Here is a 25,867-nt window from a genome sequence, read left to right as displayed (position 1 = left end):
GTCACATTCCTCGTCGGGGAGCGTCGTCCAGGTCCGCTCCCGGGCCGGCGGCCACCTGCCGCAGATAGGGATTGGTGGCGCGCTCCCGGCCGATGGTCGTCTGGGGGCCGTGGCCGGACAGCACCACGGTCGAGTCGTCGAGCGGCAGGCACACGCGGGCCAGCGAGTCGAGCATCTCGGCCGTGTCACCGCCGGGCAGGTCGGTGCGTCCGATGGAGCCGGCGAACAGCAGATCCCCGGAGAAGAAGACCGGCGGGATGTCCGCGGCCCCGGGCATCCGGAAGGTCACCGACCCCTTGGTATGGCCGGGCGCGTGCGCGACGGAGAACTCCAGGCCGGCCAGCTTCAGCTCGGCGCCGTCGGCCAGTTCCTTCACGTCGTCCGGTTCCCCCACGGTCAGCTCGCCCATGAGCGGCATGCCGATGGAACGGCCGAGCGCCTTCTCGGGGTCGCTCATCATGTACCGGTCGGCCGGGTGGATCCAGGCCGGTACGTCGTGCGCGCCGCACACCGGGACGACCGAGGCCACGTGGTCGATGTGGCCGTGGGTGAGGACGACGGCGACGGGCTTGAGCCGATGCTTCCTGACCGCTTCCTCGACGCCTTGGGCGGCCTGGTGGCCGGGGTCGATGATCACGCACTCCTCACCGGCGGCGGGGGCGACGAGGTAGCAGTTCGTCCCCCAGGCCCCGGCGGGGAACCCGGCAATGAGCACGATCGTCCTTCGTTGTGTCGATTACGGGCGGCTGCAGCTGTTGTCAGAGCCTACCGGCGCTGCCGGATCCTCAGGTAACCCATATACGGTACGGGCACACGCGGGTGGCCGCCTCGGGCGACGCACCCGTAACCGGTGGACACACGAGACGCATGAGGAGAGAACGCGGTGGTCAGCCAGGAGCAGCGGCGGCGTCAGCTCGCCCGGGAGAAGTTCTTGCGGCAGCAGCAGCGGCGCACCGCCGCGCGGCGCAAGTCACGCGTACGCACCTCCGTGATCGCGTCGGTACTGGGCGTGGTCCTGATCGGCAGTGTCGCGCTGTACACGACCGGGGTGCTGAAGAACGGCAAGGACGACAAGGCCAACGCGAGCGCCGAGGTCACCCCCAGCGCCTCGGCCACCAGCAAGGCGCCGGACCCGTGCGCGAAGCCGGCCGCGGGCTCGGTGAAGAAGCTGAGCTGGGCCAAGGAACCGGCGATGTCCATCGACAAGTCGGCGAAGTACACGATGACGCTCGACACCACGTGCGGCGGGATCGACCTGGATCTGAAGGCGTCCGCGGCACCGCACACCGTGAACTCCTTCGACTTCCTGGCCGGAAAGGGCTTCTTCGACCACACCAAGTGCCACCGGCTCACCGCTGAGGGCATCTACGTCCTGCAGTGCGGCGACCCGGAGGGTACGGGCCGGGGCGGTCCCGGATACACGATTCCCGACGAGAACCTCAAGGACAAAAGCCTGAAGGGCGACGTCTATCCGGCGGGCACCGTGGCGATGGCCAACACGGGGCAGGCGCACTCCGGTGGAAGCCAGTTCTTCCTGGTGTACCAGGACAGTCCTCTCCCGCCCAGCTACACGCCTTTCGGCACCGTCTCCGAGTCGGGTATGAAGGTGCTGAAGAAGATCGCGGACGCCGGGGCGGAGCCCGCCGATCCGGAGACGGGCAACACCGCCCCGAACGCGACCGTGGTGATCAACAAGGCGACGGTGACGAAGTCCTGACAGCAGCGACGACCGGCTGGGAAATTTCGGTCGCGCTGGATGCGGACAGGCCGCCCGCCGGTCGCCTATGTTGGCGGTGACGAAACTGTGGACGATGCCCGGGGGAGCTTCGAGGCCCTCCGCAGGCATCATGTGGAGGAGGCGCTGTGAGCAGCGACCCGTGGGGCCGCGTCGACGAGACGGGGACCGTGTACGTGCGTACGGCCGATGGCGAGCAGGTCGTCGGTTCCTGGCAGGCCGGCTCCCCTGAGGAGGCGCTGGCCTACTTCGAGCGCAAGTACGAGGGCCTGGTTGTCGAGATCGGCCTCCTCGAGAAGCGAGTGCAGACCACCGACCTGTCGGCCAAGGATGCCCAGGCCGCCGTCGGCCATCTGCGGGAGCAGATCGACGCGCACCACGCGGTCGGCGACCTGGACGCGCTGCGTGCCCGCCTGGACAAGCTGGTCGGGACGGTCGAGGCACGCCGTGAGGAGCGCAAGGCGCAGCGCGCCCGGCAGGCGGACGAGGCCCGGCACGCCAAGGAGGCCCTGGTCACGGAGGCCGAGGAGCTGGCCCGTTCCGATCAGTGGCGGGCGGCCGGCGAGCGGCTGCGCGCGCTGGTGGACACCTGGAAGGGGCTGCCGCGTCTGGACCGCAAGTCCGACGACGAGCTGTGGCACCGCTTCTCGCACGCGCGGTCGGCGTTCTCCAAGCGGCGCAAGGCGCACTTCGCGCAACTGGACGCGCAGCGCGAGGACGCACGCAAGGCCAAGGAGCGGCTGGTCGCCGAGGCCGAGGCGCTGTCGGGCTCGACGGACTGGGGTCCCACCTCGGCCCGCTACCGCGAGCTGATGACGGAGTGGAAGGCCGCAGGCCGTGCCCAGCGCGAGCACGAGGACGACCTGTGGAACCGCTTCCGCGGTGCCCAGGACGTCTTCTTCGCCGCCCGCAGCTCGGTGTTCGCCGAGCGGGACGCCGAGCAGGCGGAGAACCTGAAGCTGAAGGAGGAGCTGGCCGGGGAGGCCGAGAAGCTCCTGCCGATCACGGACCTGAAGGCCGCCCGTGCCGCCTTCCGCTCGATCAACGAGCGCTGGGAGACCATCGGCCATGTGCCGCGCGACGCCCGTCCGCGGGTGGAGGGCCGGATGCAGACGGTCGACCGGGCCATCCAGGAGGCCGAGGAGGCCGAGTGGCGCCGGACGAACCCGGAGGCGCGGGCCCGTGCCGAGGGTCTGACCGGTCAGCTCCAGGCCGCCGTGGACAAGCTGCGGGGGCAGATCGAGCAGGCCCGCGCCCAGGGCAACTCCTCCAGGGCCGACAAGCTCGAGAAGGAGCTCGAGGGCCGGCAGGCGCTCCTGGACCAGGCCCTGAAGGGCCTCCAGGAGTTCGGCGGCTGATCCGGGTCCGCCTGGGATCCGGCGACGCTTCCACTGACGGCTGAGGGCCCCCGTAGCGCCTACGGGGGCCCTCGGCCGTTCTCTGTGCTTGTCCTTCCCCGTACTCGTCCGGTGGCGGCTACGCCCGGCTGCGCGCGGACGTGACCCGGTAGACGTCGTAGACGCCCTCCACGCCCCGCACGGCCTTCAGGACGTGCCCCAGGTGCTTGGGGTCGCCCATCTCGAAGGTGAAGCGGGAGGTGGCGACGCGGTCGCGGGAGGTCTGGACGGCCGCGGAGAGGATGTTGACGTGCTGGTCGGACAGGACGCGTGTGACGTCCGAGAGCAGCCGGGAGCGGTCCAGGGCCTCGACCTGGATGGCGACCAGGAAGACCGAGGACTGGGTGGGCGCCCACTCGACGTCGAGGATCCGCTCCGGCTCACGCGACAGTGACTCCACGTTGACGCAGTCACTGCGGTGAACCGATACGCCACTGCCCCGCGTGACGAAGCCGATGATCGGGTCGCCGGGGACCGGTGTGCAGCAGCGGGCCAGCTTGACCCACACGTCGTCGACGCCCTTGACGACGACACCCGGGTCGGCGCTGGAGCGGCGCTTGCGGGAGCGTCCGCGCGACGGCGGCACGCTCTCGTCGATCTCCTCGGTGGCCGCCTCCTCGCCGCCGAGCGCCTGCACCAGTTTCTGCACGATGTTCGGCGCGGAGACGTGCCCCTCGCCGATCGCCGCGTACAGCGCGGAGATGTCCGAGTAGCGCATCTCGTGCGCGAGGGTGACCAGTGAGTCGCCGGTCAGGATGCGCTGGATCGGCAGGTTCTGCTTGCGCATCGCGCGGACGATGGCGTCCTTGCCCTGCTCGATCGCCTCGTCCCGGCGCTCCTTGGAGAACCAGGCCCGGATCTTGTTGCGGGCGCGCGGGGACTTGACGAAGCCGAGCCAGTCACGGGAGGGACCGGCGCCGGCCGCCTTGGACGTGAAGACCTCCACCAGGTCGCCGTTGTCCAGGGTCGACTCCAGCGGAACGAGCCGGCCGTTGACGCGTGCTCCTATGGTGCGGTGGCCGACCTCGGTGTGGACGGCGTACGCGAAGTCCACCGGGGTGGCGCCCGCAGGGAGCGCTATGACGTCGCCCTTGGGCGTGAAGACGAAGACCTCGTTGCGGGACAGGTCGAAGCGCAGCGACTCCAGGAACTCGCCGGGGTCCTCGGTCTCCTTCTGCCAGTCCAGCAACTGCCGCAGCCACGCCATGTCGTTGATGGCGCCCGCGTCCTTGCCGGCCTTGCCGGCGGGCTTCGGCGCGTCGGTGCGGACCTTGGAGGCGCCGGCGACGGCCTCCTGCTTGTACTTCCAGTGCGCGGCGATGCCGTACTCCGCGCGGCGGTGCATGTCGAAGGTGCGGATCTGCAGCTCGACCGGCTTGCCGTTGGGGCCGATGACCGTCGTGTGCAGCGACTGGTACATGTTGAACTTGGGCATCGCGATGTAGTCCTTGAACCGGCCGGGGACCGGGTTCCATCGCGCGTGCACGGTGCCGAGGGCGGCGTAGCAGTCGCGGACCGTGTCGACAAGGACGCGGATGCCCACCAGGTCGTAGATCTCCGCGAAGTCACGGCCGCGGACGATCATCTTCTGGTAGACGCTGTAGTAGTGCTTGGGCCGGCCGGTGACGGTCGCCTTGATGCGCGCGGCGCGCAGGTCGGCCTGGACCTCGTCGGTGACGATGGCCAGGTACTCGTCGCGCTTGGGGGCGCGCTCGGCGACGAGGCGGACGATCTCGTCGTACATCTTGGGGTAGAGGATCGCGAAGGCGAGGTCCTCCAGCTCCCACTTGATGGTGTTCATGCCCAGCCGGTGGGCGAGCGGGGCGTAGATCTCGAGCGTCTCGCGGGCTTTCTTCTCCTGCTTCTCGCGCTTGAGGTAACGCATGGTGCGCATGTTGTGCAGGCGGTCGGCGAGCTTGATGACCAGGACGCGGGGGTCCTTGGCCATGGCGACGACCATCTTGCGTACGGTCTCGGCCTGCGCGGCCTCGCCGAACTTGACCTTGTCCAGCTTGGTGACGCCGTCGACGAGCAGGGCGACGGTGTCGCCGAAGTCGCGGCGCAACTGGTCCAGGCCGTACTCGGTGTCCTCGACGGTGTCGTGCAGCAGTCCCGCCATCAGCGTGGCCGGGTCCATGCCGAGTTCGGCGAGGATGGTGGTCACGGCGAGCGGGTGCGTGATGTACGGGTCGCCGCTCTTGCGTTTCTGACCGCGGTGCCAGCGCTCGGCGACCTGATAGGCGCGCTCGATCTGGCGCAGGGTCGAGTTCTCGATCTTCGGGTCGTTGCTGCGCACTATCCGCAGCAGCGGCTCCAGCACCGGGTTGTACGGGTTGGCGCGCTGCACGCCGAGACGGGCGAGGCGGGCGCGGACTCGGTTGGAGGAGCCGGAACGGCCGGGCTGGCCGACGGAGGGGCGCACGACGGGCGGCGGCGCGGGACGCTCGGTCGGGGCCGGCTTGGGGCGCGCGGCCTCTGTCGACTTGCCGACGGGGGCCGACTGGGCGTGCTCGGCCGTCCCGCGGGTGTCGCTCTTCGCGTGCGGCGCGGGCTTCACCGCGGGCGCCGAGGCGGACTCGGGCTTGGCGGCGGTCAGTGGCTGGGCCTCGTCTGGCAAGAGGACTCCTCGTGCGCGATCCGGGTCCCCCGGTCAGGCTCCGGAGCCCCCATGGTAGCGATCCACAGCTCCAGGATCCCCTCCAGCCCGATCGAAGGACCGTTTACGGGACAAACACACAAGACGGACACGAGATTCCGGTACCCCCCTTTCAAGCCCCCGAACAACCGGGCACCGCCCGTTGTACGGGGTCCGAAACCTCACCGGGACCTGGGCAGACCCCCGGGACGGCACCTCTCCCCCACCAAGCCGGGCAGACGGCCGGGAAACCGGGGGCGAAGTGGGGCGAAGCCGCAGGGAGGGACCCTTTTCACCCACCGAGTCGGGTGAGCGGGTGGGAAAGCCAGGGGGCGCAGGGGGCGAAGCCCCCGCAGGGGGCCAGGGGCGAAGCCCCAGGGACGGGACCCTCCCCACCCACCGAGACAGATGGGCGAGTGGGAAAGCCAGAGGGCGCAGGGGGCGAAGCCCCCGCAGGGGGCCAGGGGCGAAGCCCCAGGGACGGGACCCTCCCCACCCACCGAGACAGGTGGGGAGGGTGGGCGGCGCCGGGGCGCAGCCCCGGAACAGGGGGCCCGGGGCTGCGCCCCGGGCCCCCACACTCCACGCTCAGAGCCGGAGGAGCGCCTCCAGCGGCGCCCCTGACAGCGCCGGCTCCAACCGCGTCCGCCCACCGAGGAACCCGAGTTCCATCAGTACCGCCACACCGGCGACCTCCGCCCCGGCCCGCCGGATGAGCTGGATGGACGCCTCCGCGGTACCTCCCGTCGCGAGCACGTCGTCGACGACGAGAACACGGTCCCCCGCGCTCAGATCCTCCGCGTGGACCTCGATCTCCGCCGAGCCGTACTCCAGGTCGTACGCCTGGCTCAGCGTCGCTCCGGGGAGCTTGCCCGCCTTGCGCACGGGGATGAAGCCGAGGCCCGCGCGGAGCGCGACCGGGGCGCCGAGGATGAAGCCGCGGGCCTCCAGGCCGACGACCTTCGTCGCCCCCTCCCGGGTGCCGACCTCCGCCAGCGCGTCCGTGAGGACGGTGAACGCCGCCGGATCCGCCAGGAGCGGGGTGATGTCCTTGAACATCACCCCCGGCGACGGATAGTCGGCCACATCACGGATACGGCTGAGCAGCAGTTCCTGGACCTCGGTCATCGGCGCTTCCCCGAGGGTCGGCCGCGGCCCCGGCCGCGGGAGGCGGGCTGGTTGCGCGGGCCCACCACGGCGGGTGCGGCGTCCTCGGGGTCCTCCGGGTCGTCATCGGCGGTGAACCCGGCGGGCTCCGCCTCCAGGGGCTCGCCCTGCGCCGCCGCCTGCGCCCGCTTGGCGAGCACGCGCTTCTTGAGGGCCTTCATCTGCGGCTCGAGCTCCTTGAGGTCGGCGACGAGCGGCGTGGCGATGAAGATCGAGGAGTACGCACCGGCCGCGAGGCCGACGAACAGCGACAGCGAGATGTCGTTCAGCATGCCCGCGCCGAGCACACCGCCGCCGATGAACAGCAGGCCCGCCACGGGCAGCAGCGCCACCACGGTGGTGTTGATGGAACGGATCAGCGTGCCGTTGATCGAGCGGTTCGCGATCTCGCTGTACGTCCAGCGGGTCTGCCGGGTGATGTCCTTCGTCTGCTCCTTGAGGCTGTCGAAGACGACGACCGTGTCGTAGAGCGAGTAACCGAGGATCGTCAGCAGACCGATCACCGTGCCGGGCGTGACCTCGAAGCCGACGAGGGCGTAGACGCCGGTGGTGATCGTCAGGTCGTGGATCAGCGCGACCAGCGCGGCCAGCGCCATGCGCCACTCGAAGGCGATCGCCAGGTAGATCACGACCAGGATCATGAAGATCGCCAGGCCCTGCCAGGCCTTGTTGGCGATCTGCTCGCCCCAGCTCGGACCGACCAGGTCGGCGTTGATGTGCTCCGGGTTGACCTTCAGGTCCTTGGCCAGGGCTTCCTTGATCTGGTCGGACTTTCCGGTCTCGATGCCGGCGATCTGGATGCGCAGGCTGCCGTCACCGAGCTTCTGGACGATCGACTCCTGGCCGGAGGCGCCGTGGGCGAAGTCCTCGGCCTGGGCCACCGACGCGCTCATGTGCTTCGGCGTGGTGAAGACCGCCCCGCCCTGGAACTCGATGCCCATGTTCAGGCCGCGCACCGCCAGGCCCAGGATGGCCGTGATGGTGATCAGGATCGAGATGCCGTACCAGATCTTGCGGTTCTTGATGAAGTCGTAGCCGACCTCACCATGGTGCAGTCGGGCGCCGAGGTTGCCGAGCTTGGACACCTCACGCCTCCTTCGTCTCGATGGGGGCGGAGGGACGGCGGGTGCGGCGCAGCGGAGGCTTGGCACCCAGGCGCTTGGGGTCCAGACCGGACCAGGTGTGGCCGCTGGAGAAGAACTTGCGGCGGGCGAGGATCGTCATCAGCGGCTTGGTGAACAGGAAGATGACGACCACGTCGAGCAGCGTGGTCAGACCGAGCGTGAACGCGAAGCCCTGCACCTTGCCGACGGTCACGATGAACAGCACGGCGGCGGCCAGGAACGACACGAAGTCCGAGACGAGGACGGTACGCCGGGCCCGGGGCCAGCCGCGCTCCACCGCGGGGCGCAGCGAGCGGCCCTCGCGGATCTCGTCCCTTATGCGTTCGAAGAACACGATGAACGAGTCCGCGGTGATACCGATCGCGACGATCGCGCCGCACACCGCCGGCAGGTTCAGCGCGAAGCCGATGGTCGGGCCGAGCAGCGACATGAGCGTGTAGGTGAGGATCGCGGAGACCAACAGGGAGGCGATGGCGATCATCGCCAGTCCGCGGTAGTAGACCACCAGGTAGATCACGACCAGGGCGAGGCCGATGGCGCCCGCGATCAGACCGGCGTGCAGCTGCTCACCGCCGAGAGCGGCGGTGACGGTGGTGACGCTGTCCTCCTTGAAGGTCAGCGGCAGCGCGCCGTAGGACAGCATGTTGGCGAGGCTCTGCGCCTCTTCCTGGGTGAAGTGGCCGGAGATCTCCGCGCTGCCGCCGGTCAGCGCCTGGCTGACGTACGGGTCGGAGACGACGTCGCCGTCCAGGACGATGGCGAACTGGTTCTGCGGCGAGGGGTTCTGGGCCAGCTTGCCGGTGATGTCGGCGAACTTCGTGGCGCCCTTGGAGGTGAACTCCATGGTCACGGTCCAGCCGGAGGCCGTCTGCGTGTTGAAGACGGCGTCCGCCTTCTTGACGTCGGTGCCGTCCACCTCGGCGGGGCCGAGCAGGTACTTCTGCCACTGGCCCTGCGAGTTCTGGCCGCAGGCGACGGTCGACTCGGCGGGCAGCACGCCCTTGCCGGCGGTGGCGCGCACGTCCTGCTTGCTGCAGTCCAGGGCGGCGTACTCGGCCTGGAGCTTGCTGTTCGCGTCACCGGAGCCGCTGCTCGGGGACGGTGCGGCGCTGGCGGAGGCCGACGGGCTCGCCGAGGCGTTCGGGCTCGCCGGGGAGCCGCTCGCGGACGGGGTGGCGTCCGCCTTCAGGGCGTCGGTGACCGGGCGGCCCTGCTTGGTCGCGGTGGCCGAGGGAGTCGGGGAACCGGAGGGGGTCGCCGCGCCGGTGGACTTGTCGCTCGCCTTGTGGGAGGTGCTGGGCGACGGCTCGGCCGGGGCGGCGCCGCTGATGTCGGTGGCGAGGACCGGACGGAAGTACAGCTTCGCGGTGGTGCCGACCTGCTCCCGGGCCTGCTTGGAGTTGGTGCCCTTGGGGATGTTGACAATGATGTTGTCATTCCCCTGGGTCTGGACCTCGGCCTCCGAGACACCGAGACCATTGACACGGCGTTCCATGATGTTGACGGCCGTGTCCATGTTGGCCTTGTTGACCGCGGATTCCTGACCGCGCTCCGGTACCGCCCGCAGCGTGATACTCGTACCGCCGGCCAGGTCGATGCCCAGGCGCGGAGCGGTGTTGCCGGTGACGAACATGCCTCCGGTGAGCGCCACGATGGCGATCAGAATGAGGGCCAGCGAGCGCCCCGGCTTGCTCTGGGCGCTCGCACTGCGTCCCTTTTTGGATACAGCCACCTTTTCAGCTACTCCCTCTCGGGCCGTCCCGCGCCGGGTGAGCTCGGCGACGGCCATCACATGGTGTCGGAATCCCGCGCGAAGTGAACGCATCCCAGGGCGCGCGCAGGTCGTGCCGCGCGCCCTGGGTGGTGACTACTTCGCCTCGGAGTCGCCGTCGGTCTTCTTCGGCGCGTCCTCCGCCTTCGCCTCGGCCGCGTCGGCCGGCTCCTCGGCCGCGTCCTTCTTGCCGAGGTCGACGGGCTTGTCGTCGGAGGCGCCGTCGGTGTCGGCGGACTCGTCGGTACCGGTGAGGGAGGAGGCGTCGTCGGGGACGAGGTCGGCGTCGGACTTCAGGTCGTGCTCGACGCCATGGACGATGCGGTTGTACTCGTCGTCGCTCAGGACGGTCGCGATCGCGTTCTTGGCGAACAGCAGCTCGACGCCCGGGCCCGCGTCGAGGAGGACCGTGTCGTCGTTGACCTCCTTGACCGTGGCGTACATGCCCCCGATGGTGCGGATACCACTACCGGGCTGCATCTGGTCGCGCATTTCCGCGGCCTGCTGCTGCTTCTTCTTGGCCGACCGGGTCATCAGGAACATGGCCCCGATGAGCACGATGAACGGGAGGAGGGTCACGAGACTCACGGGTCGGAACTTCCTTCACACGACCGCGATGGGGAGCGGCCTGATTGGTTGGGGGTATGTGTACTGCCTACAAAGGCGGCATCGGCGGAGTCTAGGCGAGTCCGCATGCAAGGAACAACGCTCAGCATGACACCTGGGTTCCTCCCCGGGCCAATACCTCAGCCCTCACGCCCCGAACAGGCCCTGTTGTCCGTTTCCCGCAGCTGACGAGCCGGGCGGGGTGAGACCGAGGTGCGCCCAGGCGGCGGGGGTGGCGACACGGCCGCGCGGAGTGCGGGCGAGCAGGCCCTCGCGGACGAGGAACGGCTCGGCGACCTCCTCGACGGTCTCGCGCTCCTCCCCCACGGCGACCGCGAGCGTCGACAGGCCGACCGGGCCGCCACCGAAGAGCTTCAGCAGTGCCTGGAGGACCGCCCGGTCGAGCCGGTCGAGGCCGCGGGCGTCGACCTCGTAGACCGCCAGGGCCGCGGCGGCGATCTCGCGCGTGATGGTCCCGTCCGCCTTGACCTGCGCGTAGTCGCGGACGCGGCGCAGCAGGCGGTTGGCGATGCGCGGGGTGCCCCGGGAGCGGCCGGCGATCTCGGCGGCGCCGTCGGTGTCGATCCGGACGTCGAGGAGGCTCGCCGAGCGGTGGACGACGCGCTCCAGCTCCGCGGGCCCGTAGAACTCCATGTGCGCGGTGAAGCCGAAGCGGTCGCGCAGCGGGGGCGGCAGCAGGCCCGCGCGTGTCGTGGCGCCCACGAGGGTGAACGGCGGCAGTTCGAGCGGGATGGCGGTGGCGCCGGGGCCCTTGCCGACGATCACGTCGACCCGGAAGTCCTCCATCGCCATGTAGAGCATCTCCTCGGCGGGCCTCGACATGCGGTGGATCTCGTCGAGGAAGAGCACCTCGCCCTCCTGGAGGGAGGACAGGATGGCCGCGAGGTCGCCGGCGTGCTGGATGGCGGGACCCGAGGTGATGCGGATGGGGGCGCCCATCTCGGCCGCGATGATCATGGACAGGGTGGTCTTGCCCAGGCCGGGGGCGCCGGACAGCAGCACGTGGTCGGCGGTGGCGCCACGCGCCCGGGCGGCGCGCAGCACGAGGTCGAGCTGTTCGCGGACCTTCTCCTGGCCGATGAACTCGCCCAGGTCCTTGGGGCGCAGGGCGGCCTCGACGGCCTGGTCCTCACCGTCGGCGGCGGAGCCCACCAGCCGCTCCGCCCCGGGGCCGACGCGCTCCTCGGCGGCGGGCGTGTCGGTCGTGTCGTCCCAGTTCACTCACGTACTCCTGGCTCAGCGGGCTCGGTTCAGGGTCTGCAGGGCCGCCTTGAGCAACTGGCCCACCTGGGGCGTGCCGCCGGCGGCCTCGGCCTGGGGCGCCACGGCGGTCACCGCCTCGTCGGCCTCGCGGGTGGCGTACCCGAGGCCGATCAGCGCCGCGTGCAGCTGGTCGCGCCAGCCCTGGGTGACCGGTGCGCCGACGACGGGTGCGCCGACGGGCTCGCCGAGCCGGTCCTTGAGCTCCAGCAGGAGCTTCTGGGCGCCCTTCTTGCCGATGCCCGGGACGGCGGTGAGGGCCTTCTCGTCGCCGGTGGCGACGGCCCGGCGCAGGGCGTCGGGCGTGTGCACGGCCAGCATCGCCTGGGCAAGGCGCGGTCCCACCCCGCTGGCGGTCTGCAGCAGCTCGAAGACCTGGCGCTCGTCGTCGTCCGCGAAGCCGTACAGGGTCAGTGAGTCCTCCCGTACGACGAGGGAGGTGGCGAGCCTGGACGGGCGGCCGAGGCGGAGCGTGGACAGCGTGTTCGGGGTGCACTGCACGGCCATGCCGACACCGCCGACCTCGATCACCGCGGCGTCGGGGGCGAGGGCTGCGACCGTGCCGCTGACGAAGGCGATCATGCCGTACGGCCTTTCGTTGTCGAGGGTTGTCCGGCCGCGTGCGCGGCGACGGCCTGCTGGAGCCGGTTCTGGGCGGGGGCTCGCCAGATGTGGCAGATGGCCAGGGCGAGAGCGTCGGCGGCGTCGGCCGGCTTGGGGGGCGCGGCGAGCCGCAGCAGCCGGGTGACCATGGCGCCGACCTGCGCCTTGTCGGCGCGGCCGCTGCCGGTGACGGCGGCCTTGACCTCGCTGGGGGTGTGCAGGGCGACCGGGATGCCGCGGCGGGCCGCGCACAGCATCGCCACGGCGCTGGCCTGGGCGGTGCCCATCACCGTGCGCACGTTGTGCTGGCTGAACACGCGTTCCACCGCCACGTATTCGGGGCGGTGCTCGTCCAGCCACCGCTCCATCCCCTGCTCGACGACGACCAGGCGGTGGCTCAGGTCGGCGTCCACCGGGGTGCGGACGACTCCGACGCCGAGCATGGTCAGCGGCCGGCCCGCGACTCCCTCGACGACACCGACGCCGCAGCGGGTCAGTCCGGGGTCGACTCCCAGTACGCGCACGCGTGTCCCCTCCCCTCGTGACATGGTCGCGGTCCGTGGTGGTGATCTTTGCCTGACGCCAGGCTATCCGCTGCCACCGACAACGACGGCGGGCCGGCGGGAATGTCCCACCGGCCCGTCATGCGTGCGGGGCGACCGCGCGATCCGCGGCGGCTTTACGCCTCGACCTTCTCCATGATCTCGTCGCTGACGTCGAAGTTGGCGAAGACGTTCTGCACGTCGTCGCTGTCCTCGAGCGCGTCGATCAGCTTGAAGATCTTCTTGGCGCCCTCCTCGTCCAGCTCCACCTGCATGGTGGGGACGAAGTTGGCCTCGGCCGAGTCGTAGTCGATGTCGGCCTCCTGGAGGGCGGTGCGGACCGCCACCAGGTCGGTGGCCTCGCTGAGCACCTCGAAGGACTCGCCGAGGTCGTTGACCTCCTCGGCGCCCGCGTCCAGGACGGCCGTCAGGACGTCGTCCTCGGACAAGTCGCCCTTGGGGACGATCACGACGCCCTTGCGGTTGAAGAGGTACGACACCGAGCCCGGGTCGGCCATGGAGCCGCCGTTGCGGGTCATGGCGACGCGGACGTCGGAGGCGGCGCGGTTGCGGTTGTCGGTGAGGCACTCGATGAGCACCGCGACACCGTTCGGCCCGTAACCCTCGTACATGATCGTCTCGTAGTCGGCGCCGCCGGCCTCGAGACCACCGCCGCGCTTGATGGCCGAGTCGATGTTCTTGTTCGGCACCGACTGCTTCTTGGCCTTCTGCACGGCGTCGTAGAGCGTCGGGTTGCCGTCCAGGTCGACGCCGCCCATGCGAGCCGCGACCTCGATGTTCTTGATCAGCTTCGCGAAGAGCTTGCCGCGCTTGGCATCGATGACGGCCTTCTTGTGCTTCGTCGTGGCCCATTTAGAGTGGCCGGACATCTGCCTGTCTCCTTCGCGTAACCCGTCTGCGTACGAACGCAGGAATCCTACAAGGACTCCGGTGTCCGGTTCGCGCGCACCATGTCGACGAACAGGCCGTGCACACGGTGGTCGCCGGTCAGCTCCGGGTGGAACGACGTGGCCAGCGCGTTGCCCTGGCGGACCGCGACGATGTGGCCGTCGTGCTCGGCGAGCACCTCGGCCCCGGCGCCGACGGACTCGACCCAGGGGGCGCGGATGAAGACGCCCTCCACAGGATCTCCCAGAACGCCCTTGACGTCGACGGCCGCCTCGAACGACTCGTTCTGCCGTCCGAAGGCGTTGCGGCGCACGATCATGTCGATACCGCCGACGGTCTCCTGGCCCGAACGCGGGTCGAGGATCTTGTCGGCGAGCATGATCATGCCGGCGCAGGTCCCGTAGACGGGCATGCCGTCCCGCACGCGCGCGCGAAGAGGGTCCATCACTCCGAAGAGGACGGCCAGCTTGGAGATGGTGGTGGACTCGCCGCCGGGAAGGACGAGGCCGTCGACCTCGGCGAGCTCTTCGGGGCGCCGCACCGGCCTGGCCACGGCGTCCGCCGCGGCCAGGGCGATGAGGTGCTCCCGTACGTCGCCCTGGAGGGCCAGGACGCCAATGACGGGTGAGTCGGTCATGTACGTGGGGTCTCTCTGCGTGCGGTCCCTCGGAGCCGGCTCACCAGCCGCGGTTGGCGTAGCGCTCGGCTTCGGGGAGGGTGTCGCAGTTGATGCCGACCATGGCCTCGCCGAGGTTGCGGGACGCCTCCGCGATGATCTTCGGGTCGTCGTAGAAGGTGGTGGCCTTCACGATGGCGGCGGCGCGCTTGGCCGGGTCGCCGGACTTGAAGATGCCGGAGCCGACGAAAACGCCCTCGGCGCCGAGCTGGCGCATCAGGGCCGCGTCGGCGGGGGTGGCCACACCGCCGGCGGAGAACAGCACGACCGGGAGCTTGCCCAGCTCGGCGACCTCCTTGACCAGCTCGTACGGGGCGCGCAGCTCCTTGGCGGCGGCGTACAGCTCGTGGTTGTCGTAGCCGCGCAGGCGGGCGATCTCGTTCTTGATCTGGCGCAGGTGGCGGACGGCCTCGACGACGTTGCCGGTGCCGGCCTCGCCCTTGGAGCGGATCATCGCGGCGCCCTCGGCGATCCGGCGCAGGGCCTCGCCGAGGTTGGTGGCGCCGCAGACGAAGGGGGTGGTGAAGGCCCACTTGTCGGAGTGGTTGACCTCGTCGGCCGGGGTGAGGACCTCGGACTCGTCGATGTAGTCGACGCCGAGCGACTGAAGGACCTGGGCCTCGACGAAGTGGCCGATGCGGGACTTGGCCATGACCGGGATGGAGACGGCGTCGATGATGCCCTCGATCATGTCCGGGTCGGACATGCGGGCCACGCCGCCGTCCTTGCGGATGTCGGCGGGGACGCGCTCCAGGGCCATGACCGCGACGGCGCCCGCGTCCTCGGCGATCTTCGCCTGCTCCGGCGTGACGACGTCCATGATCACGCCGCCCTTGAGCTGCTCGGCCATGCCGCGCTTCACACGGGCGGTACCGGTCTCGGGGGTCTGGGCGGAGTCGGAAATCGTGGTGGACACGGGTGACCTCACTTGGTGAGAAGAGGGTGTGGTGCGCCACCGAGGAAACGGGATTGGACCAGTCCACGGCAAGGGCCAATGGGAACCCGGTGGATCCTTTTCGCCCGGGCACCGCCCGAAACGGCGCCACTGGTTCCGGTCAGGCGGCCCGCTCCGCCAGGGCCGTCGGCGGCTCGTCGTCCATCTCGAAGGCCATGGGGAACGGGGCGTGTCCGGCCAGCCGGAACCACCGCACCTTGCGGTGCTCGCGCAGCCGGCGGGCGGCTCCCACGGCGTCGTTGTGGAAGCGGCGGGCCATCGGCACCCTGCGCACGGCCTCGGTCAGCTCGTGCGCCGCCTCCTCTCCCCCGGGCGCCTCGCGCACCGCCTCGACCTGCTGGGCCTCCGCGAACACGGCCCGCAGAGCCTGACTCAACTCGCTCTCCGCGACCTCCCGTTGCTCCTCCTCGGCCTGCCGCGCGGCGTGCGCGGACTCGTACAGCACGATGGAGGCGGCCGGGTCCAGCACTCCGGAGGTGGCCAGTTCCTGCGCCACCGAGGCCCGCCGCAGCAACTGCGCGTCCAGCGCGGCCCGCGCGGCGTCGATACGGGCGTGCAGCCGGTCCAGCCGCCCGGCCGTCCAGCTCAGGTACAGCCCGATGGCCACGAGCGCGACGACAATCCAGATGAGCGTTACGGTCACGGGCGGCAAGGCTACCGGGACACGCCGCCCGGACGGCCTGGGCCTTGCGTCCCGGATGCGTCCCGGATGCGTCGCCGAGGTCAGTCGCGGGCCAGGCCCAGGCGGGCCCGCAGCCCCGTGGTGCGTTCGTCGGCGGCGACGGCCGCCGCGCCGGCGGTGACCGTCTCGTAGACCGAGAGGATGTCGGCGCCGACGGTCGACCAGTCGAAGCGGCGCACATGGGTGCTGCCGCGTTCGCGCAGTTCGGCTCGGCGGGACGGGTCGGACAGCAGGCGCACGGCGGCTTCGGCGAGGGCGTCGGCGTCCTCGTTGGCGAAGAGTTCACCGGCCTTGCCCTGGTCCAGGACCTGGGCGAAGGCGTCCAGGTCCGAGGCGAGGACCGGGGCTCCGGCCGACATGGCCTCGACCAGGATGATGCCGAAGCTCTCCCCGCCGGTGTTCGGGGCCACGTACAGGTCGACGCTGCGCAGGAGACGCGCCTTGTCCTCGTCGCTGATCATGCCCAGGAACTCCACACGCGGGCGCAGTTCCCTCGGCAGGTCCTCCACCGCCTGCTCCTCGTCCCCGCGGCCCGCGACCAGCAGACGGGCCCCCGGGCGGGCGGCGAGGATCCCGGGCAGCGCCCGCATCAGCACGGGCAGGCCCTTGCGGGGCTCGTCGATGCGGCCGATGAAGCCGATCGTGTCCCCCTGCCACTCGGGCTTGGGCTCGGCCCGGGCGAAGAAGTCGACGTCGACGCCGTTGGGGATGACCACCGCGTCGCCGCCGAGGTGCTCGACGAGGGTGCGGCGGGCGTACTCGCTCACCGCGATCCGCGCGCTGATCTTCTCCAGGGCCGCCTGGAGGATGGCGTACGCGGCGATCATCGCCCGCGACCGGGGATTGGAGGTGTGGAAGGTGGCGACGATCGGTCCCTGGGCCGCCCAGCAGGCCAGCAGGCCCAGCGACGGCGAGGTCGGCTCGTGGATGTGGATCACGTCGAACCGGCCCTCGTGCAGCCAGCGCCGCACCCGGGCCGCCGACAGGAAGCCGAAGTTGAGCCGGGCCACCGAGCCGTTGTAGGGCACCGGGACCGCCCGGCCGGCCGAGACGACGTAGGGCGGCAGCGGGGTGTCGTCGTCCGCGGGGGCGAGGACGGACACCTCGTGGCCGAGGCCGGTGAAGTACTCCGCCAGGTCCCGGATGTGGAACTGCACACCACCGGGCACGTCCCACGAGTACGGGCAGACGATGCCGATCCTCACGCCGTCGCCTTCCCGGGACGCGCCGGACCCCGCCCGGGATCCAGGTCCGCGAGCCACAAGCGCTGAAGCATGTGCCAGTCCTCCGGATGCTCGGCGATCCCCGTGGCGAAGGCGTCGGCCAGCGCCTGTGTCATGACAGACGTCTTCTCGGCCCGCGTACCTGTCCCGGGCACGTCGACCGGGGGATGGACCCGGCCCCGCATGACGGGCGAGTCGTCGTACCAGAGGGTGACGGGCAGCAGCAGGGCTCCCGTCTGCTGGGCGAGGAGGGCGGGCCCGGCGGGCATCCGGGCCGTCTCGCCGAAGAACGACACCTCCACCCCGGAGGCCGACAGGTCACGGTCGGCGACCAGGCAGACCAGGCCGCCGTCGCGCAGCCGCCGGGCCAGCGTGCCGAACGCGGAGCCGCCGCTGTGCGGCAGGACCTCCATGCCGAGGCCCTCGCGGTAGGCGACGAACCGGTCGTAGAGCGTCTCCGGCTTCAGCCGCTCGGCGACCGTCGTGAACGGCGTCTTCAGCTCGGTGGTGACCCAGGCGCCGGCCAGGTCCCAGTTGGCCAGGTGGGGCAGGGCGAGGACGACGCCCTTGCCTGCCGCCAGGCCGTCGGTCAGGTAGTGCAGGTCCTTGGGGTCGAAGCCCGCCCTGATCCGCTCGGCGCTCCAGGCCGGCAGCCGGAAGGACTCCATCCAGTAGCGCAGGTACGAGCGCATCCCCGCACGCGACAGCTCGGCGAGGCGCTCGGGGGCCGCGTCGGGGACCACGCGCGCGTAGTTGGCCTCCAGCCGCCGCACGCCCTTGCCCCGCTGCCGCCAGGCCAGGTCGGCGACCGTGCGGCCGAGCCGCACGGCGACCGGTTCGGGGAGCTTCTTCACGGTGCCCCAGCCGAGCCCGTACAGCCCGTCGGTGAGCCGCTCCTGGACGGTCATTTCGCCGCCCCGCTCCCCTGCTCCCGCCGGGCCGCCTCGGCCTCCGCCTCGGCCGACTCCCGGCGCACCGTGACGACCCGCTGGATCAGCGTGACCAGGCTGCCCGCGGCGACGATCCACAGGGCGATCGGCAGCAGGTACTGGATGCCCGGCACCCCGAACTTGTGCAGGCCCGCGAACCCGGCCGCGACCAGCGAGATCACCAGCCGCTCGGCACGCTCGACCAGCCCGTTGACGGCGACCGGCAGGCCGATCGACTCGCCCCGGGCCTTGGTGTACGACACCACCTGGCCGCTGGCCAGACAGAAGATCGACACCGCGCACAGCACGTTGTCGTTGCCATGACCCGCGTACCACAGGGCGAAACCGCCGAAGATCGCGCCGTCGGCGACCCGGTCGAGCGTGGAGTCGAGGAAGGCGCCCCAGCGGCTGGAGCGGCCGAGCTGGCGGGCCATGTTGCCGTCGACGAGGTCGGAGAACACGAACAGCGTGATCACGACCGTGCCCCAGAAGAACTCGCCCCGCGGGTAGAAGACCAGCGCGCCCGCGACCACTCCGGCGGTCCCGATGAGCGTGACCGTGTCCGGGCTCACGCCCCGGCGGATGAGAAACGCGGCGAACGGTGTGAGGACACGCGTGAAGAATGCACGCGCGTACTTGTTCAGCATGGCCTTCCCGAGGGTCGGTGTCGCCGGGCGGCCCCTGCTGGCCACCGGCTGGCCCATCGTAGCCACGCACGCGCGTGCGCGGAGGTCGGGCGCCCGACCTCCGCGGGCACCGGCGGCCACCCGTGCGCAAGCGCTGGTCGACGGCGGGATCGGGTCCTTCGTATGGACGCAGCGTGACGGGAGTGGAAAGCTCGAAGGACCGCGGGCGTCGCAGGAGCCGCCAGTGCACGCGGTGCCGCGTGTCCGCGCCCACAGTGACCTCACCCTCAACGGGAGGCAGGATCATGGGCGACAAGACGCAGACCCACCCCGGAGCCGCCGGCAGGGCAATGGCGGCCGACCATCCCGCATCCGTACGCAATGTGGTGCTGGTCGGCCACTCCGGATCGGGCAAGACGACCCTGGTGGAGGCTCTCGCGCTGACCGCGGGAGCGGTGAACCGTGCGGGCCGTGTGGAGGACGGCGGCAGCATCTCGGACTACGACGAGATCGAGCACCGGCAGCAGCGCTCGGTACAGCTCTCCCTGGTGCCCGTCGAATGGGACGGCATCAAGATCAACGTGCTGGACACCCCCGGCTACGCCGACTTCGTCGGGGAGCTCAGGGCCGGTCTGCGCGCCGCGGACGCGGCCCTGTTCGTCGTCTCGGCCTCCGACGGCGTGGACGGCTCGACCCGCATGGTCTGGGAGGAGTGCGCGGCCGTCGGCATGCCCCGCGCCATCGTGATCACACACCTGGAGGCCGCCCGCGCGGACTTCGAGGAGATGACACGGGTGTGCGCGGAGGCGTTCGGCGCGGACGACCCCGACGCCGTCCTGCCCCTCTACCTGCCGCTGCGCGGCCCGCAGGGACCCGACGGCCACGCGCCCGTGACCGGTCTGGTCGGACTGCTGACGCAGAAGCTCTTCGACTACTCCTCCGGCGAGCGCAAGGAGTCCGAACCGGGCGAGGACCAGCTGCCGCAGCTGGAGGAGGCCCGCAACCGGCTGATCGAGGGCATCATCGCCGAGAGCGAGGACGAGACCCTCATGGACCGCTACCTCGGCGGTGAACAGGTCGACGTCAAGACGCTCATCGAGGACCTGGAACGAGCCGTCGCCCGCGGGGCGTTCTTCCCCGTCCTGGCCGCCGCGCCCGCCGCCGAGGGCGCCAAGCAGGGCATCGGCACCGTGGAGATCCTGGAGCTGATCACCCGCGGCTTCCCCACCCCGCTGGAGCACGAGGCACCCGCGGTCACCACCATCGACGGCGGCCCGCGCGAACTGCGGCCGTGCGACCCGGACGGGCCGCTGGTCGCCGAGATCGTCAAGACCTCCTCCGACCCGTACGTCGGCCGCGTCTCCCTGGTCCGCGTCTTCTCCGGCACCCTGCGCCCCGACGAGACCGTGCACGTCTCCGGACACGGCCTGGCCGACCGCGGACACGAGGACCACGATGTCGACGAGCGGGTCGGCGCCCTCTCCACCCCCTTCGGCAAGCAGCAGCGCCCGGTGACGCACGTCATCGCCGGCGACCTCGCGTGCGTGGCGAAACTGGGCCGCGCCGAGACCGGCGACACGCTCTCCGCCAAGGACGACCCGCTGCTGATGGAGCCGTGGCAGATGCCCGACCCGCTGCTGCCCCTCGCCATCCAGGCCCACAGCAAACCCGACGAGGACAAGCTCTCCCAGGGCCTGGCCCGGCTCGTCGCGGAGGACCCGACGATGCGCCTGGAGCAGAACCAGGACACCCACCAGGTGGTGCTGTGGTGCCTCGGCGAGGCCCACGCCGACGTCGCCCTGGAACGGCTGCGCAGCCGCTACGGCGTCCAGGTCGACGTCGTACCGCACCGGGTCTCGCTGCGCGAGACCTTCGCGGACCGGTCCGCGGGGCGCGGACGGCACGTCAAGCAGTCCGGCGGCCACGGCCAGTACGCCATCTGCGAGATCGAGGTGGAACCGCTGCCGGGCGGCTCGGGCATCGAGTTCGTGGACAAGGTCGTCGGCGGAGCCGTGCCACGGCAGTTCATCCCCTCGGTGGAGAAGGGGGTACGGACCCAGGCCGCCAAGGGCGTCGCCGCCGGCCACCCGCTGATCGACGTACGCGTCACCCTGCTGGACGGCAAGGCCCACTCGGTGGACTCCTCCGACGCGGCCTTCCAGACCGCGGGCGCGCTCGCGTTGCGGGAGGCCGCGGCCGACGCGCGGATCCACCTGCTGGAGCCGGTGGCCGAGGTGACCGTGCTGGTCGGCGACGACTACGTGGGCCCCGTGATGAGCGACCTGTCCGGACGGCGCGGCCGGGTGCTGGGCACCGAACAGGTGGGCAGCGGCCGCACCCTGATCCGCGCCGAGGTGCCCGAGATCGAGATCGGCCGGTACGCGATCGACCTGCGCTCCCTGTCGCACGGAACGGCCCGCTTCGACCGCCGGTACGTTCGGCACGAGCCGATGCCGCCCCAGGTGGCCGACCGGGTACGCCAACAGGAGCGCGAGGCCTCATAGTCGGCGCGCCCGGCGCACAACCAGGGCACTGGAACGCATCGTTGCGCACAGGTGGACGGCTCCGGCCGTCCACCTGTCCACGCGCTCCGCTGCCGATACCCTGATGACCTGATCAACAGGTGTGCGGGGCAGGGAAGTCGGGAAGGCCGCAGATGCAGGAGCGGCGGCAATGGGGGCGGAAGTGACGGACGGATTCGATTTCAGTCCCGGGGCTCAGGTGCCCCTGTCCGGCTCGGCGGGGCAGACGGCGGCGACCAACGCGCTCGCCGCGGCCGCCTACCGGGACGACGAAGTGACCAAGATCCTGGCCGCGGACAACGAATGGCACCAGTCCAAGGTCAGCCTGCCGCGCCCCTGGGCGAAGATCTTCCGCCCCAGGTTCGGCGAGGCCTTCTCCCGCGCGGTGATCGACCGCATGCTCGGCGCCGGGCGCAAACCGCTCATCCAGTCCTTCGGCCTCGAACCCCAGGTCGTCGTGGAGCACTGCCTGGCCGCCCACCGCATCCGCCGCGACCGCGACAACTGGCTGACGGCGGTGACCGTACTGTGCGGGCTGCTCTTCCTGCCCGGCCTCCTCGTGTGGCTGCTCGTGTTCACCCTGCGCGCCACCATCGGCAAACGTGAGGACAAACGAGCCGGCGCGCTCGCCAACACCCTGCTGGTCGCCATGGCCGCACTCGCCGTGCTCTTCCTGATCAAGATGCCCTTCACCGACTTCTGGGCCTGGTACGCACGCGCGGCGGTCGTCATGCCCGTGATCGGCTGGTTCTGGGCCAAGCAGATCTGCGAACGCTCGGCGCGCGAACTGCGGGAGCGCTGGGAAGGCCTCCTGACCGGCGGCGGCGTGGGCGCCAAGATCCCCGAAGCCGTTCCGGGCAACCCCGGCGACGCGGCCGAGCAAGTACGCAAGGAACTCGCCCGGCTCAGCGCCGAGCAGCGCTCCAACTCCGTCTTCTACGCCGGGCCCAAGGGCATACTCGGCATGGGCACCCGCTGGGGCAGCTGGCAGCTCGCCGAGGAACTGGTCCCCGCCGAACCGGGCAAGGAGTTCCACCCCTTCCGCAGCTGGGACGTCATCACCGCGATCCAGGGCGGCCTGGTCATGCTCGAACGCACCTCCATCAACACCGGGGGCTTCCCCAAGCCGACCGTCACCCACTGGGTCGTCACACCGATCGGGGAGAACGCCAAGGAGGTCTCCCGGCCGAGCGGCACCGACGTCGAGACGTACACGGTCAAGACGCACGCCATACAGGACATCTGCAACAAGCAGCAGTTCGGCAGCGGCGACCGCCACTACCTCGGCGTCCAGTGGACCCTCTGGGACGGCCATCTGGTGATCACCATGCTGGTCACCGTCACGGTGCTGCACGACACCCTGCGCATCGAGGTCACCGGCCACGCCCTGGGACCGGTCAACCCCCTGTTCAACGAGAAACCGGCGGCCAAGGAGAAGGAAGTCCAGAAGGCGCTCCGCTTCTGGGAGACCCGCAAGGTGAAACTGCCCCTGATCGACGCCGACGAGGTGGTACGGCTCGCCGCCCGCGCCCCCCTGTCCTGGTATCCGCCGCTGCTGAAGTGGCTCGGCGGCAGCCTCACCCTGCCCGAGCCGTTCGGCCTGCGGCACGCCTGGGCCGACCAGCCCTGGCGGCACCGCTTCATGGCCGACGACGCGCTGCGCGCCGCCACCCCCGTGCTGCGGGTGGTGCACGCCGCGGCGCTCAAGGTCCTCAAGGAGAACGGCGTGAACGTCGAGAAGTTCGGCTCCCGCTCCGCGGTCCTCAGCGGCGCCGTCCAGGACGTGTCGCCGAGGAAGGCCGACTCCTACGACGCGTGAGGCGTACGCCCGCCGGGCGGGCTACGCCCGCCAGGCCTCCGCGAGCATCTCGCGGGTGTCGGCGAGAAGCTGCGGCAGCACCTTCGTGTGGCCGACCACCGGCATGAAGTTCGTGTCACCGCCCCAGCGGGGCACGATGTGCTGGTGCAGATGGGCGGCGATACCGGCGCCGGCGACCGTGCCCTGGTTCATGCCGATGTTGAAGCCATGGGCGCCGGAGGCGGCGCGCAGCGCCCGCATCGCCTGCTTGGTCAGCTCCGCCAGCTCCGTGGTCTCCGCCTCGGTCAGGTCGGTGTAGTCGGCGACATGACGGTAGGGCACCGTCATCAGGTGGCCGCCGTTGTAGGGGTACAGATTGAGCACCGCGTACACCAGCTCGCCGCGCCGGACGATCAGCCCGTCCTCGTCGGACTTGGCCGGGATCGAGCAGAAGGGGCAGCCGTCGTCGGCACCGGGGCCGCTCGGCTTGTTCTCGCCCTGGATGTAGGCCATCCGATGGGGCGTCCACAGGCGCTGGAACGCGTCCTGCGTCCCCACTCCGATCTGCTGCTCCGGCTCACTCGTCATGCGTGCAGCATATGGCGTGCGGCCTGCGGGCAGGCAAAGGCCCCCGGGGATACCCCGGGGGCCTGAAGGCCTATGTCGGTGGCCGCCGCATCACACCTGTACGCGGCGCTCCACCACGTCGAGGAGCTTCGCCAGCGCCTCGTCACGCGGAATGCCGTTCTCCTGCGAACCGTCGCGGTAGCGGAACGACACCGTGCCCGCGTTCATGTCGTCGTCACCGACGATGATCATGAACGGCACCTTGAGCTTCTGATGCGTCCTGATCTTCTTCTGCATGCGGTCCGAGGAGGAGTCCACCTCGACCCGCAGGCCCTTCCGCTTCGCGTCCGCCGCGAACTTCTGGAGGTACTCCACGTGGGCGTCGCCCACCGGAATGCCGACCGCCTGGACGGGCGCCAGCCACGCCGGGAACGCGCCCGCGTAGTGCTCCAGGAGCACCGCGAAGAACCGCTCGATGCTTCCGAACAGCGCGCGGTGGATCATGACCGGGCGCTGCTTGGTGCCGTCCGCGGCCGTGTACTCCAGGTCGAAGCGCTCGGGCAGGTTGAAGTCGAGCTGGACCGTCGACATCTGCCAGGTGCGGCCGATCGCGTCCTTGACCTGGACGGAGATCTTCGGGCCGTAGAACGCCGCGCCACCCGGGTCCGGGACCAACTGCAGGCCCTGCTTCTCGCCGACCTGGCGCAGGGTCTCGGTGGCCTCCTCCCAGACCTCGTCGGAGCCGACGTACTTCTCCGGGTCCTTGGTGGAGAGCTCCAGGTAGAAGTCGGTCAGGCCGTAGTCGCGCAGCAGGTTCAGCACGAAGGTGAGCGTCTTGTCGAGCTCGTCGGCCATCTGCTCGCGGGTGCAGTAGATGTGCGCGTCGTCCTGGGTGAAGCCGCGGGCACGGGTCAGGCCGTGCACGACGCCCGACTTCTCGTAGCGGTAGACCGTGCCGAACTCGAAGAGCCGCAGGGGCAGTTCCCGGTACGACCGCCCGCGCGCGTCGAAGATCAGGTTGTGCATCGGGCAGTTCATGGGCTTGAGGTAGTAGTCCACGCCCTCGTCGAGCTGCATGGGCGGGTACATGCCCTCGGCGTACCAGTCCAGGTGGCCCGAGGTCTCGAAGAGCTTCCCCTTGGTCGCGTGCGGGGTGTAGACGAACTCGTAGCCCTCCTCCTCGTGGCGGCGGCGCGAGTAGTCCTCCATCACCCGGCGGATGATGCCGCCCTTGGGGTGGAAGACCGCCAGGCCGGAGCCGATCTGCTCGGGGATGGAGAACAGGTCCAGCTCGTTGCCCAGCTTGCGGTGGTCGCGCTTCTCGGCCTCGGCGAGGAAGTCCAGGTACGCCTTCAGCTCGTCCTTGGACGGCCAGGCGGTGCCGTAGATGCGCTGGAGCTGCTTGTTCTTCTCGTTGCCGCGCCAGTACGCCGAGGCGTTGCGCATCAGCTTGAACGCCGGGATCAGCCGGGTGGAGGGCAGGTGGGGACCGCGGCAGAGGTCCTTCCAGCACAGCTCGCCGGTCTTGGCGTCCAGGTTGTCGTAGATCGTCAGCTCGCCGGCGCCGACCTCGACGTCCGCCCCGTCGTCGTGCGAAGCGGAGCCCTTGAGACCGATCAGCTCCAGCTTGTACGGCTCGTCGGCCAGCTCCTCGCGGGCGGCCTCGTCGGTGACGACGCGGCGGGAGAAGCGCTGGCCCCGCTTCTGGATCTCCTGCATCTTCTTCTCGATGGCCTTGAGATCCTCGGGCGTGAACGGCTTCTCGACGTCGAAGTCGTAGTAGAAGCCGTCCCTGACCGGCGGGCCGATGCCCAGCTTGGCCTCGGGGAAGATCTCCTGCACGGCCTGCGCCATGACGTGCGCGGTGGAGTGGCGCAGGATGTTGAGGCCGTCCTCGGAGGAGATCTCGACGCCCTCGACGGTCTCGCCGTCCTCGATCACGTGGGCGAGGTCCTTGAGTTCGCCACCGACGCGCGCGGCGACGATCGAGCGTTCGCCGGCGAAGAGGTCGGCGGCCGTGGTGCCCGTCGTCACCGTGCGCTCTTCCCGCTCGGAATCGCGTTGGATGATCACACGGACGTCTGACACCGGTCTCTCCTGACTGCAGGTGGGGTGCGGC

General features: G+C 70.5%; 22 protein-coding genes. 4 read left to right on the top strand and 18 right to left on the bottom strand.

The annotated features are described in order from the left end of the window. Position 1: 1 nt before the first annotated feature. Positions 2-715, bottom strand: coding sequence for an MBL fold metallo-hydrolase (locus ACWC91_RS06810; RefSeq protein ID WP_225076235.1), 714 nt, complete (start codon positions 713-715; stop codon positions 2-4). A gap of 168 nt (positions 716-883) precedes the next feature. Here ACWC91_RS06810 and ACWC91_RS06805 point away from each other — a divergent pair, with 168 nt between their 5' ends. Together ACWC91_RS06805 and ACWC91_RS06800 are read left to right on the top strand one after the other, a co-directional pair. After that, positions 884-1,717 (top strand): peptidylprolyl isomerase, encoded by an 834-nt coding sequence (locus ACWC91_RS06805; RefSeq protein ID WP_225076234.1) that lies wholly within the window; start codon positions 884-886, stop codon positions 1,715-1,717. A gap of 146 nt (positions 1,718-1,863) precedes the next feature. Then, positions 1,864-3,093: a DUF349 domain-containing protein gene (locus ACWC91_RS06800; protein WP_225076233.1), complete on the top strand. Its 1,230-nt coding sequence runs from the start codon at positions 1,864-1,866 to the stop codon at positions 3,091-3,093. 118 nt (positions 3,094-3,211) lie between these two features. On the opposite strand, the gene ACWC91_RS06795 is transcribed toward ACWC91_RS06800, so the two are convergent. From ACWC91_RS06795 to pgsA, 15 genes are all read right to left on the bottom strand, one after another. Beyond that, positions 3,212-5,749: a RelA/SpoT family protein gene (locus ACWC91_RS06795; protein ID WP_225076232.1), complete on the bottom strand. Its 2,538-nt coding sequence runs from the start codon at positions 5,747-5,749 to the stop codon at positions 3,212-3,214. A 606-nt stretch (positions 5,750-6,355) separates the two neighbouring features. Beyond that, a complete protein-coding gene (locus ACWC91_RS06790; RefSeq protein WP_225076231.1) occupies positions 6,356-6,895 on the bottom strand; it encodes an adenine phosphoribosyltransferase in 540 nt (179 codons plus the stop codon). Next, a complete protein-coding gene (secF, locus tag ACWC91_RS06785; protein WP_225076230.1) occupies positions 6,892-8,019 on the bottom strand; it encodes a protein translocase subunit SecF in 1,128 nt (375 codons plus the stop codon). Before secF ends, ACWC91_RS06790 begins: the two co-directional genes overlap by 4 nt. A gap of 1 nt (position 8,020) precedes the next feature. Next, a complete protein-coding gene (secD, locus tag ACWC91_RS06780) occupies positions 8,021-9,790 on the bottom strand; it encodes a protein translocase subunit SecD (RefSeq protein WP_225076229.1) in 1,770 nt (589 codons plus the stop codon). 135 nt (positions 9,791-9,925) lie between these two features. Further along, positions 9,926-10,417 carry a preprotein translocase subunit YajC gene (gene yajC, locus ACWC91_RS06775; RefSeq protein ID WP_225076228.1) on the bottom strand — a complete coding sequence of 164 codons (492 nt, stop codon included), beginning with the start codon at positions 10,415-10,417 and terminating at the stop codon, positions 9,926-9,928. A 165-nt stretch (positions 10,418-10,582) separates the two neighbouring features. Beyond that, positions 10,583-11,677 (bottom strand): Holliday junction branch migration DNA helicase RuvB, encoded by a 1,095-nt coding sequence (ruvB, locus tag ACWC91_RS06770; RefSeq protein WP_225076227.1) that lies wholly within the window; start codon positions 11,675-11,677, stop codon positions 10,583-10,585. Positions 11,678-11,692: 15 nt separating this feature from the next. After that, on the bottom strand, positions 11,693-12,298 hold the full coding sequence (gene ruvA / locus ACWC91_RS06765; RefSeq protein ID WP_388476701.1) for a Holliday junction branch migration protein RuvA: 606 nt from the start codon (positions 12,296-12,298) through the stop codon (positions 11,693-11,695). Continuing rightward, entirely contained in the window at positions 12,295-12,843 is a 549-nt protein-coding gene (gene ruvC, locus ACWC91_RS06760) for a crossover junction endodeoxyribonuclease RuvC (protein WP_225076225.1), read from the bottom strand. The genes ruvA and ruvC overlap by 4 nt, the downstream gene beginning before the upstream one ends. Positions 12,844-12,998: 155 nt before the next feature. Beyond that, entirely contained in the window at positions 12,999-13,751 is a 753-nt protein-coding gene (locus ACWC91_RS06755; RefSeq protein WP_225076224.1) for a YebC/PmpR family DNA-binding transcriptional regulator, read from the bottom strand. A 47-nt stretch (positions 13,752-13,798) separates the two neighbouring features. After that, a complete protein-coding gene (gene pdxT, locus ACWC91_RS06750; RefSeq protein WP_225076223.1) occupies positions 13,799-14,407 on the bottom strand; it encodes a pyridoxal 5'-phosphate synthase glutaminase subunit PdxT in 609 nt (202 codons plus the stop codon). Positions 14,408-14,447: 40 nt separating this feature from the next. Then, on the bottom strand, positions 14,448-15,362 hold the full coding sequence (pdxS, locus tag ACWC91_RS06745) for a pyridoxal 5'-phosphate synthase lyase subunit PdxS (protein ID WP_225076222.1): 915 nt from the start codon (positions 15,360-15,362) through the stop codon (positions 14,448-14,450). Positions 15,363-15,501: 139 nt separating this feature from the next. Next, positions 15,502-16,044 carry a LemA family protein gene (locus tag ACWC91_RS06740; RefSeq protein WP_141362720.1) on the bottom strand — a complete coding sequence of 181 codons (543 nt, stop codon included), beginning with the start codon at positions 16,042-16,044 and terminating at the stop codon, positions 15,502-15,504. Between the two features lie 80 nt (positions 16,045-16,124). Further along, entirely contained in the window at positions 16,125-17,288 is a 1,164-nt protein-coding gene (locus tag ACWC91_RS06735) for a glycosyltransferase family 4 protein (protein WP_376501567.1), read from the bottom strand. Next, complete coding sequence (locus ACWC91_RS06730; RefSeq protein ID WP_281155407.1) at positions 17,285-18,214, bottom strand: phosphatidylinositol mannoside acyltransferase; 930 nt, start codon at positions 18,212-18,214, stop codon at positions 17,285-17,287. Before ACWC91_RS06730 ends, ACWC91_RS06735 begins: the two co-directional genes overlap by 4 nt. Further along, positions 18,211-18,939 (bottom strand): phosphatidylinositol phosphate synthase, encoded by a 729-nt coding sequence (gene pgsA, locus ACWC91_RS06725; protein ID WP_225076304.1) that lies wholly within the window; start codon positions 18,937-18,939, stop codon positions 18,211-18,213. Before pgsA ends, ACWC91_RS06730 begins: the two co-directional genes overlap by 4 nt. 227 nt (positions 18,940-19,166) lie before the next feature. Between pgsA and ACWC91_RS06720 the strand changes: the two genes are divergently transcribed. Next, on the top strand, positions 19,167-21,365 hold the full coding sequence (locus ACWC91_RS06720) for an elongation factor G-like protein EF-G2 (RefSeq protein ID WP_225076219.1): 2,199 nt from the start codon (positions 19,167-19,169) through the stop codon (positions 21,363-21,365). Positions 21,366-21,534: 169 nt separating this feature from the next. Next, positions 21,535-23,202, top strand: coding sequence for a hypothetical protein (locus tag ACWC91_RS06715; protein WP_281155406.1), 1,668 nt, complete (start codon positions 21,535-21,537; stop codon positions 23,200-23,202). Between the two features lie 21 nt (positions 23,203-23,223). Here ACWC91_RS06715 and ACWC91_RS06710 read toward each other — a convergent pair whose 3' ends face one another. Then, positions 23,224-23,769: an HIT family protein gene (locus ACWC91_RS06710; protein ID WP_281155405.1), complete on the bottom strand. Its 546-nt coding sequence runs from the start codon at positions 23,767-23,769 to the stop codon at positions 23,224-23,226. A gap of 90 nt (positions 23,770-23,859) precedes the next feature. Next, a complete protein-coding gene (thrS, locus tag ACWC91_RS06705; protein WP_281155404.1) occupies positions 23,860-25,836 on the bottom strand; it encodes a threonine--tRNA ligase in 1,977 nt (658 codons plus the stop codon). Positions 25,837-25,867 lie beyond the last annotated feature (31 nt).

It is taken from the genome of Streptomyces sp. NPDC001204 (assembly GCF_053598035.1).
The sequence above is the reverse complement of the archived record's forward strand: the minus strand, read 5'-3'. Positions and strand labels throughout refer to the sequence as shown.